The sequence below is a fragment of the Capsulimonas sp. genome (assembly GCF_039929585.1).
Classification (GTDB): domain Bacteria; phylum Armatimonadota; class Armatimonadia; order Armatimonadales; family Capsulimonadaceae; genus Capsulimonas.
Window position 1 is genome coordinate 1 of record NZ_JBDSQY010000257.1, and the last position, 9943, is coordinate 9943.

A 9943-nucleotide genomic window follows, 5' to 3' on the forward strand; every position below is an offset into this window, starting at 1 on the left:
TGGTGGATGCGTTAGAATGGAAGTGCATGTGGTTGATTTTCTTTGGTGTGGTTACCAAGAAGACTACCACATGCGCTCCTCAAACGCCATCCCCACTTGTTCATAATGACATGAGACTCGACATCTAACAAGCGGCGTTCCTCCGGCGATAAAGCAAAAGATGGAAACGACAAAACACCTTCAAAATCTCGCGACGGCAGGGAATGCCGACGCGCAGTTCCGCCTCGGTTATCGTCTGGCGTTCGGACGAACTCGCCCCCGTCCCACCGACTGGTCCGTCGCTGTCGCGCTCTGGCGCGAAGCAGCCACGGCGGGCCATATGCGAGCGCAGTTCCAATTAGGCGTCTGCTTCGAACACGGATACGGCGTTCCGGTGGATATGGCGGCGGCGATCCAATGGTGGGAGATGGCCGCAGAGAACGGACATACTGGCGCACAATTCAATTTGGCGTTCAGTTACCGGAAAGGCGATGGAGCGCCGATCGACTATCAGCGTATGCATCACTGGCTGCTAACGGCCGCGCGGCAGGGTGATTCTGAGGCGCAGCGCGATCTGGGCTTCTGTTACCACGAAGGTCTCGGCGTGGATGTGAATTACGCCAGCGCCGTGAAGTGGTATCGATCCGCCGCTCACCAGAATGACGCCAAGGCGCAATGGAATTTGGGCCTTTCCTATCTCGACGGGGAAGGGGTTCGGGTCTCACAGCGCTGGGGGCGCTACTGGTTGGAGCGTGCGGCAAACCAGGGTCATCGCGGCGCAAAAGCCAAATTACGCCGCATGGCGCTGGCTGCAAAGTAAAGTATCAACCCGATTTAAAATCCCTCTACCCCGAATTGATGGAGCAGGAATGCGTACTCGTCGGCGAGTTCGGCGTCGGCTTGCGCTTTGGTCGAGCCCATGCCGTGGCCGGCGTCGTAGTCGACGCGCAGGAGGATGGGTTTGGCGCTGGACGTCGCCGCTTGAAGGCGCGCGGCGAACTTCGCGGGCTCCCAGGAGGAGACTCGTGGGTCATTGATGCCGGTCGTGACTAAGACCGCGGGGTATGGGACGCCGTCTTTGACGTGATGGTAGGCGTCCATTGCGAGCAGGTCTTGGAATCCGTCCGGCGTTCGAAATGATCCGAACTCGGGGATATTCGGAGGGCCGTTGGGAGAAAGCTCTTGGCGAAGTGGGTTGGAGACGCCGACCAGATCGATGACGGCGCCGAATAAGTCGGGGCGCTCGGTCAGCGCGCGGCCGACCGCGATACCGCCAGCGCTTGCGCCTTCGATGGCGAGGCGCTTCGGGGATGTGTAACCCTTGGCGATCAGATATTCCCCGCAGGCGATCAAATCGCGCCATGTGTTCGCCTTTGTATGCTTCATCCCGGCGCGATGCCAGTCTTCCCCATACTCCCCTCCCCCGCGCACATGCGCGTAGGCTAGGACGCCGCCGCGCTCCAGCCACGCCAGAGTGGTCGGATCAAACGCGGGATCGATCGTCGAACCGTATGCGCCATAACCTTCCATCAAAACGGGATGCGAACCGTCGAGCTTGATGTTCTTGGGAGCGATTATCGAAAGCGGGATCAGCGTTCCGTCCGATGCTCGCGCCTTCACTTCCCGCGAGATGACATTGGTGAATCGGATCGGCGAAAGGCGCTTGAGACCCGTATCTGTCGCGCGGCGCGTGTGGGGATCGTAGCGATACCAGAGCGCCGAGTGTGTCCAGCCGGTCTCCATGAAGATCGCGCCGGGCTGGTCGTGGTCCGTCACCAGGGCGCTGATGCTGCCCTCGAACGGCAGCGGAACCGGCTCTATGTGTCCGGTCCGATAATCGACACGGCGCAGGCGCCCAATCCCGCCGTCCTGCGTCTCGACATACAGCGCATCCCGAGCCGAGCCCAGGCCCGTAATCACGGCGCCGCTCGGCGCCACGACAACCTTCGCGTGGGGCGCATCTGGACGGTGCAAGTCCATGCTCAATATCTGAAAACGTGACGCGCCTTTATGCGAAAGCAGATACAGCGTATGGCCGTGGACATCCATGCCGACGACATCGTCGGGCACGTCCACGATCTTGCGCCAAGGGATCGACGCGCGGCCAGCTGACGCAAGCGACGCCGCATAGATCGTCTGCTCGTTCAGCACACCGTGGACGACCACGCCGAAGAGATACGGGCAGCCAGGCGTCGTCATCAGGCCGGGATCATCGTCGGGCGTCATCGGAGCGCGCGGCGAAACGCCGTATCCGAACACGACTCTGTCTTTGGCGGGATCCGTCCCAAGATTGTGCAGATAAACGCGGCTTTTCTTATAGCGCTCGATCGAGTCCGCGCCGACGGGGAGCGTTTGCAGACGGACGTAGTAAAATGAGCGGCCGTCCGCGCGCCAGTTGACGTCCCCATACTGTGCGCGGTCGATATTCTCAAACAGATTGCGCCTATGCGCCACATCGATCACATGCAGCACACTGTCTTCGGAGCCCCCCGGCGAGATGGCGTAGGCGACATATTTACCGTCGCGCGACGCCGCAAAGTAATCGATGGAAAAGTGAACGCCTTTTTTCGTCAGCCGCTCCGGGTCCACCAAAACCCGCTCCCGCCCGCGCAGTCCCTCCCGAACAAAGAGCTTGGGCGAATTGAATGACGGCAGCGTCTTGAGATAGAAGAACCGCCCGCCCCCAGTCTCCACATCCTCCACGGATTCCCCCGCCGCGTCCAGATGCTGGATCCGCGCGAGGATCTTATCCCGACCGGGGATGCGCTTCAAAACCGAATGAGCGTAATCCGACTGCCCCCGAAACCACGCGACCATCCGTGGGTCTTTGAGGTTCTCCATCCACCGGTACAGATCGACAACTTTCGTCCCGAAATAAGTCTCCGTGACGGGTTTGATCGGGGCGATGGGAGGCGCGGGGGTTTGGCTCAAGACGGGAGAGGCGAAGGAGAGAAAGGCCAAAACAGCGCACGCGGCCTTGAAAAGAGAATTCGTCACACAAAGGCCTTTCTCGCAGAACAAAACTAAACGTTCACGCTCGCGATCCGCCGGTCCGTTACGGGAAGATCGCTCACGATCTCGCCGTCGCGCAATCGGATGATCCGCTGGCAATGCTCGGCGATGTCTTCTTCGTGCGTCACCAGCACCACGGTCTTCCCCTCAGCGTTGATCTCCTGAAACAGGGTCATGATCTCCTCGCCGGTTCGGGTGTCCAGCGCGCCGGTCGGTTCGTCGGCCATCAGGATCGACGGCTCGTTCACCAGCGCCCGTGCGATCGCCACGCGCTGCTGCTGTCCTCCCGAAAGCTGGCTCGGCCGGTGGTCCATTCGATCCGCCAAGCCGACCCGCGCCAGCGCCTTCTCCGCCCGCGCCGTCCGGCCCCGAGCGCCCGAATAAATCATCGGCAACTCTACATTGCGCAGCGCCGTCGTGCGCGGCAGGAGATTAAACTGCTGAAACACAAACCCGATCTTACGATTACGGATCGACGCCAGCTGGATCTCATCCAGCCCTGATACTTCTTCCCCATCCAATTGGTAAGAACCCGACGTCGGCCGGTCCAGACACCCGACGATATTCATGATCGTCGACTTCCCCGACCCCGACGGTCCCATAATCGCCACCATCTCCCCTTCCGAGACATGCAACGACACCCCCTTGACCACCGTCAAGTCCATCCCGCCCGTCACATAGGTTTTTACAATTTTTTGAAGAGTGATCATAGTGTTCGTTCGCAATCAAGGATAACCGGCTCTGTCTTTCGAATATTGTGACACAATTCTCAATTCACATCACGCTGTTTATGGGCATATTCATCGTCTTCGGTCATAATATCGCCAAGAGGTACAAACGACATGAGAATTGCCGAAGCGCTTATCCTTCGGGCGGACAGTCAGAAGCGGTTCGAGCAGCTGAAATCTCGCATTTCGGGCAATGCGAAGGTGCAGGAGGGCGACGAACCCGCCGAGAATCCCCGTGATTTGATCGAGGAGATGGAGCGGGTCGCCTACGAACTGCAAAGTCTGATCCAGCGCATCAACCGAACGAATTCCGCCACGCCCTATGACGACACGCGATGCCTCTCCGACGCGCTCGCCGAGCGCGATGTCCTGATGCTGCGCCGGGGAGCCTACAGCGACCTCGCAAAAGCCGCGTCCGTCACGCAGGCGCGCACGAGCCGCTCCGAGGTAAAGTTCAAAAGCACGGTGAGCGTGCCGGAAACGCAGGAGCGCATCGACGCCCTTTCCAAAGCGTATCGGCTGCTCGACTCCGGCATCCAGGAGCTGAACTGGAAGACGGATCTCGTCGGATAACACGCGTCTCGGAAGAAAATGCAGCAGGTAATCCATCGGACAGTCGCGAGCACAACCCGGCCGCTGGGTTAAGCCGCATTGGTCGGCGGCCGGGCGCCGTCGTAGCGGGTTCGATTCCCGCACCCTCACGGTCATGCCCATCACCGTCACAAACGCAAGGGGCATTGTCACTGTTATTACCATGTGCTGGACTGTCCGCGGATGAGGGCGGGCAAGGGGTTTGCATTTTCTTTCGGTCACTTCGCGAATACACAATGAACATCGCACAAGAACAAAAGACGAAGATGACGCGCGGCGTCTTTTACACGGGCATCCAGAGTTTTGTCCGTCTCATCATGCTGACTGCATGGGCGCTGCTCATCATCGTGATCGGCGGCGTCGTCAACGCCGCCAATCATAAGCCGTTTCTGAACGAGTGGAAAGACCATTTCATGAGCTACGGAGGGTTTGGTCTCCTAGCGGTATTCGGCGACCTGATTCCTTATCCGCGCACCATAAAGAAAGCGGCGCTCCTGCTCGTGGTTCTGGTGGCGGCGATAGGCGTAGGATTATGGTACGGGCCCAGATGCTCATGCAACGCGGCCCAGCCATGCTCCGCCGCCAAGTCAGCGGCAGCGCCTTCCCAGCGATAAATCACCACACGAACACAAGGTCATACGCGAAGCGCCGGCTCAAGGGTTCGAAATGTTCACATCCGCTGCTTCGCTAACGCCAGCCGCACCCCGAGGCCGATGAACAGGCAGCCCGTCGCGCGGTCGAGCCACTGGCTGAAAAATGGCCGGCGGCGCAGCCAGGCGCCGATGGCGCCAGAGAAGTAGCCAACGAGGCTAAAGACGGCGAGCGTCATCACGCCAAAGCACACGCCCAGCAGAAGCATTTGCAGCCCCACGGGTCCGTGCGGGTTCACGAACTGCGGCAGGAAGGCCAAAAAGAACAGCGCGACCTTGGGGTTTAGCGCATTGCTGACGAACCCCCGGGTCAAAAACTGCCGCGCATCGCCCTCTGGGGCTTCTTTGCTGTCGAGCGACGCTCCTTTGCTGCGCAGCGCCTTCACCCCCAGATAACACAAATAGGCGGCCCCGGCGAACTTCATTGCGTTAAACGCCGCCGGGGACGCCGCCACCAGCGCCGTCAGCCCCAGCGACGCCCCTGTGGTGTGCGTCAGGCCGCCCAGGGCGCACCCGGCGGCGAATCCGATCCCCGCCTTGCGCCCACGCGAAAGCCCCAAACTTAAGACACCCAGATTATCCGGACCAGGCGCAACGACGCAGATCAAAGACGCCGCCAGAAACGAGACAAACTGAACGATTGTGAATATGTGCATCTCTGTGCGTACTGCTCCCTCTCTATGCGAACTTCCGGGCGTCGATAATCTTGCCGGTGTCCGTCCCCTCCACGCTCGCGACATACGCGGCGGCAACTTTGGCGGCAGGCATTCCCTCGGCGCCGTCGCGCCCCATCGCCACCAGAGTTTCGGAGACCCACGGCGGACTGACGATGTTGATCCGCACGCCGCGCGGCAGATCCAGCGCGGCGGCGCGAGCAAAGCTTTCCAGGCCGCCGTTGACGAGACTGAGCGCCGCCGCTCCGGGCATCGGCTCGCTCGCCAGAACGCCCGTGGTCAGGGTAATGGAGCCGTCGTCACGCAGGGATTTCAAGCCGAAGCGAACCAAATTGACCTGTCCCATGAGTTTATTGGCAAGACTGAATGCGAGGTCTTCATCCGTCAATTGCTCCAGAGACTTAAAGCGCGCGGAGCCGGTCACGCTCACCAGGGCGTCGATCTCGCCGACGCTTTCAAAGAGCTGGACAATTGATTCCGGCTGCGAAATGTCCACATGATAATCCCCATGGCTCCGCGCGGCTCGCAGCACCTCATGCCGCTCCGCAAGCGCGTCCGCCACCGGACCGCCAATCGTTCCACTGGCGCCGATCACAAGTATTCGCATGATAAACTCCTTCGTTGAGTGATCTGGTTCGTGTTCTCTATGAGATTACCGAAAATCGGCGTGAAAGTCCGTCGTGATCAATTGCGCTTCCTCATCGTAGTGCAGCGTTGCGAAACAATACTTCGCGGTATGCGCGCCGACATCGCTGCGCTGCAGTCCGCCGATCGCCACCAGGATTTTATAGGTCGCAAAGCCGACACCTTCGAAATACTCTTTGTAAAACGCCTTGGTCACAATGTCCAGCGACGCTCCCGCAGGCACGGCGCGCCAGAGGTCGTCGCCGACCTCCACAGACTTCCCCGCCGTCTCCGACAATCGGCGCAGACGATGGAATAAGTCATCCAGCACCTGCATATCCGGCAGCGTCCGGTCCAGCGCCGCCGCGATCTGGTCAGCGTTCATAAATCTCGTTCTCCGTCCTTCGGTATGACTGCGTAAATCTCGTTGCGAACAACAATCGTATCATAGGGCCGCAGCGACCTCGCCGCCTCCAAAAGCGCCGCAAGACGCACCATCGGAACGTTTTCGCTCCTGCCCCTTGCTGAGCGGCGTAATGCCCATCCAGCCTCAAATCGTTGGGTCCGCGCCGGCGCTGAGCAGCAGCTTGACGACGGACACGCGGTCGCCGTACGCCGCAACGCTCAACGGGGCTCGCCCATCTTCCAAGCTGGCGTTCGGATCGGCGCCGCAGGAGCAGACTCCAAGCCGGCCGCCAGCGCGGAGAGGATTATCTCGTGATCCTGTTCGTAAATCGCCTGACACAAGAAATCATTCTAGCCAGCCATTTGGGGCATTTTCTTTTCCACCAGAACATTGTGACATGTTCACGCGGGAAAGACGATTACGGGAGGATGCAAAGTCTGGATTTGGGATACAAGAGAAGTATGGAACGCCCGCTGAAGATCGAACAGCGCATACAGGGGATAAATGCGCCGTTCGATCCTGTTAAAAATACCAGCAGAATTACACCAGATAGCCGATGACGGCGCGGCCCCCGCGCTTGAGCCTTCGCTGTCACCGCTTCACATTCCGGAGCTGACGCCCACGGAATAAGCAACCAGCCGCCCTTGTCGATCGTAGGTCAAGCCCACGGTCTCGCTCCAAACAAACGGAGGAGCTATGGTGCTTCCAAGAGACATTCGAATGTAATCCGACTTCGTCATCCGTTTTGGGCCTGGGTACAAATCGCGAGACGTATCACCCAGAGAGTATTCGGCGCCATAACGCTTGTTAAGCAAAGTAATCACATCCGGCCGTTTCTTTCCCATCACCGCCTGCAAACGAGTTCGCCAGATCGCGGGCGCGTTGCTCACTCGCGCACGTATCGGCATATCGTGAGCGGACATGACAACTGCGGGCGTCAAAAAGATCGCCAGGAAAAGTATTAACAGCCCGACTGCTCTGGGTAGCCAGCGGGACGGTTTCGAAATTGCCATATTACGCCACCCGTCCATTCACTGTCGCACGAATGACGAAAGTCCTCAAGTCGCGCTACGGCTTGATGTCGTACTCCTGAAGCATTTTCTCCGTTTTGGCGTTCGTAAGCCGTTTGATCAACTTCTGCGCCTCGTGCTCATCCCGCATCGATTTCGTCAAAACGATGGTGGAGCTGACTGTGAAGAAGAGGCCCATGCCGAGGAATCCGCGAATCCAGATGTTGACGGGCAGTTCCCAAATACCGACGCTCATCAGTCCAAGAGAAATCAAAAATGAGGCTTGCACGAAAAAGCGCCAAGCCGCGCTGTCCTGCTGTAGTTGTGGGGTATCCATACTTCTCCTCCGCCTGCTGTGACAACTCGATCCTTGCCAGAACCTAACGGGCGAACAGTATCCTGATGGTCCCGTGCAAGAACCGGAAGGCGATAGTGATAAGTATACAGGAAGAAGAACAGCATGGCATGGGCCATTAGACCTATCTTTCGAACAACTCCAGAGATCAATACTACTTGCGAGACGCCATATAAGCCGCCAGATCGTTGATCTCAGCCTTTGTCATTAATCCAGATTGGTCGCCCATACTTCCGTTTGGAAATAGCATGTCATGCTTCGTCAGGTTGAGCTTCTGCCAGCCGATTTCCGGGTTTCGGCTGCCTTCATGGGTCAAATCGGGTCCGTAAAGATATTCGGGACGATATCGGGGGTTTGCGTCAGCGACCGGGTCCGCGCCTTTCAGGTAGTGGCAGGCCCTGCAGACGTTGGCTCGAAATACGTGACGGCCGCGCAGGAATGTGGCGTTGTCTATGGTCGGCACGACTACAGGATCAGGCTTGGCGGTCAGAAAGACGATCGGCATAATGATGACGAACGCCCAGGCTGCAATTGCTTTTATCCGATTTGACCGGCGATCGTCTTTTCGCATAATCTTTTCCTGTTCGCCGACACAACATTGACCGATGTTTCCATTGTACTCCATCAGTTCACCAGACGACTTGCGCTATAATGACGTCAATTATGAAACACATCATCGAAAAAACGGAGATCGTTCTGCTCTGGGTGCTGGCGTTTATGCTGCTGGCGGGCGTGATCTTGGGAACGATCGACCTGATCTTCATTTTCGGCGAAACGCTCACCAAACCGCCTATTCTTGTGATCAAGCCTGACACGCTGTTTCATATGTTTGGGGAGTTTTTGATCGTACTGATGGGGCTGAAGCTGATCAAGCTGGTTCTGCTCAACATGCCCGGCCGCACATCGCCCATGACGGCGGTGATTGAGGTGGCCCTGATTGGCGTAGGCCAAAAAGTCGTGACGATGGATTTGAAGACGCAGTCTGCGGCGACCCTCATCGGGGTCGCCGCGCTGATATTGGCGCTGTCCGTGGCTTATGGGGTGTGCTACTACGTGCAGGCGCAATCGAAAGCAAAAAGCGCCGACAGCGACGATACTGAGTGTCTCGTCTGACGTATAAAACTACCGTCTTCTTGTACAGAGAGAACAAGCGCCATGCTAACCGCCTGTCATTGTGCTGTTCCCTGTCCCCGAATCTCGTCGAACGTGCGCGACGCAAACTGCGCCGCGCCGTTTCACTGACAATATAGTAGCCCCCATTGTCAAGACAGCAAAGCGTCTTATTTAAGGTGATTTTTATGTCTACCTGTTTGCGTCTGAAAAGGCTTCTTGGTAAACCTCCGCTGGCGTCCGATACCCCAGCGATTGGGGTAAGCGCTCTTCATTGTAGAAGAGAAAATAGTCACGTAGATTTTGTGTCGCCACGCGCGCATTCTCGTATTCTTTGAGGTAGACCTCCTCATACTTCATGGTGCGCCACAGACGCTCAACGAAAATATTGTCCAGAGCTCAGCCGCGACCATCCATGCAGATCGTCACGTTGGCCGACTGCAAGCGGCCCGTGAAATCCAGGCTCGTGAACGGGATTCCCTGATCCGTATTAAAAATCTCGGGACGCACTTCATAATCGAAGGCGGCGCGGCTCAGTCCCAGCAGCTCACATTGACGGGCGATACTGAGCTGCTCACGCGCGGGATCGACAAGATCGCAGCGAAGATCAACGGACCAGTCCTGATTTTTTTCTGTTACGCGTATTACTTAGATTGGGGAAAGCTGGGGATGAAGCTCTTAGGACTTGGTCCAATATAAGTGAATCTTGTTAATCCTGAAATGCGGGAGTCTTTTCCGCTTTCGGTGTCGAATATAGCTGCATGATTGACCAAAACGCCATCCGGGCGCGCTTTGAGTGCGTGG

General features: G+C 57.9%; 13 protein-coding genes and 1 pseudogene. 4 read left to right on the forward strand and 10 right to left on the reverse strand.

Translation table 11 applies throughout. The features are described 5' to 3' along the window. The first annotated feature begins 160 nt into the window (after positions 1-160). A complete protein-coding gene (locus tag ABIZ35_RS19675; RefSeq protein ID WP_348221624.1) occupies positions 161-799 on the forward strand; it encodes a tetratricopeptide repeat protein in 639 nt (212 codons plus the stop codon). 14 nt (positions 800-813) lie between these two features. Here ABIZ35_RS19675 and ABIZ35_RS19680 read toward each other — a convergent pair whose 3' ends face one another. Together ABIZ35_RS19680 and ABIZ35_RS19685 are read right to left on the reverse strand one after the other, a co-directional pair. After that, positions 814-2976, reverse strand: a complete 2163-nt coding sequence (locus tag ABIZ35_RS19680) for a prolyl oligopeptidase family serine peptidase (protein WP_348221625.1) — start codon at positions 2974-2976, stop codon at positions 814-816. Between the two features lie 26 nt (positions 2977-3002). Beyond that, complete coding sequence (locus tag ABIZ35_RS19685) at positions 3003-3701, reverse strand: ABC transporter ATP-binding protein (RefSeq protein WP_348221626.1); 699 nt, start codon at positions 3699-3701, stop codon at positions 3003-3005. A 132-nt stretch (positions 3702-3833) separates the two neighbouring features. Here ABIZ35_RS19685 and ABIZ35_RS19690 point away from each other — a divergent pair, with 132 nt between their 5' ends. Then, positions 3834-4292, forward strand: a complete 459-nt coding sequence (locus tag ABIZ35_RS19690) for a DIP1984 family protein (RefSeq protein ID WP_348221627.1) — start codon at positions 3834-3836, stop codon at positions 4290-4292. 254 nt (positions 4293-4546) lie between these two features. Further along, positions 4547-4924, forward strand: coding sequence for a hypothetical protein (locus ABIZ35_RS19695; protein WP_348221628.1), 378 nt, complete (start codon positions 4547-4549; stop codon positions 4922-4924). Between the two features lie 56 nt (positions 4925-4980). Here the strand turns inward: ABIZ35_RS19695 and ABIZ35_RS19700 are convergent, their stop codons facing one another. The 7 genes from ABIZ35_RS19700 to ABIZ35_RS19730 form a co-directional block, all read right to left on the reverse strand. Beyond that, positions 4981-5601: a LysE family translocator gene (locus ABIZ35_RS19700; RefSeq protein WP_348221636.1), complete on the reverse strand. Its 621-nt coding sequence runs from the start codon at positions 5599-5601 to the stop codon at positions 4981-4983. Between the two features lie 37 nt (positions 5602-5638). Then, positions 5639-6241, reverse strand: a complete 603-nt coding sequence (locus tag ABIZ35_RS19705; RefSeq protein WP_348221629.1) for a short chain dehydrogenase — start codon at positions 6239-6241, stop codon at positions 5639-5641. A 45-nt stretch (positions 6242-6286) separates the two neighbouring features. Further along, positions 6287-6643 (reverse strand): hypothetical protein, encoded by a 357-nt coding sequence (locus ABIZ35_RS19710; RefSeq protein WP_348221630.1) that lies wholly within the window; start codon positions 6641-6643, stop codon positions 6287-6289. Between the two features lie 165 nt (positions 6644-6808). Further along, complete coding sequence (locus ABIZ35_RS19715; RefSeq protein ID WP_348221631.1) at positions 6809-7003, reverse strand: hypothetical protein; 195 nt, start codon at positions 7001-7003, stop codon at positions 6809-6811. 260 nt (positions 7004-7263) lie between these two features. Continuing rightward, on the reverse strand, positions 7264-7554 hold the full coding sequence (locus ABIZ35_RS19720; RefSeq protein WP_348221632.1) for a hypothetical protein: 291 nt from the start codon (positions 7552-7554) through the stop codon (positions 7264-7266). A 178-nt stretch (positions 7555-7732) separates the two neighbouring features. Beyond that, a complete protein-coding gene (locus ABIZ35_RS19725) occupies positions 7733-8011 on the reverse strand; it encodes a YiaA/YiaB family inner membrane protein (protein ID WP_348221633.1) in 279 nt (92 codons plus the stop codon). A gap of 172 nt (positions 8012-8183) precedes the next feature. Then, positions 8184-8600 carry a cytochrome c gene (locus ABIZ35_RS19730; RefSeq protein ID WP_348221634.1) on the reverse strand — a complete coding sequence of 139 codons (417 nt, stop codon included), beginning with the start codon at positions 8598-8600 and terminating at the stop codon, positions 8184-8186. A 92-nt stretch (positions 8601-8692) separates the two neighbouring features. Here ABIZ35_RS19730 and ABIZ35_RS19735 point away from each other — a divergent pair, with 92 nt between their 5' ends. Continuing rightward, the gene (locus tag ABIZ35_RS19735; RefSeq protein ID WP_348221635.1) at positions 8693-9142 is read left to right on the forward strand and encodes a phosphate-starvation-inducible PsiE family protein; all 450 of its coding nucleotides are present in this window, start codon (positions 8693-8695) and stop codon (positions 9140-9142) included. A gap of 189 nt (positions 9143-9331) precedes the next feature. Here the strand turns inward: ABIZ35_RS19735 and ABIZ35_RS19740 are convergent. Next, positions 9332-9643, reverse strand: a pseudogene (locus tag ABIZ35_RS19740) (integrase core domain-containing protein); the annotation flags it as partial. Positions 9644-9943 lie beyond the last annotated feature (300 nt).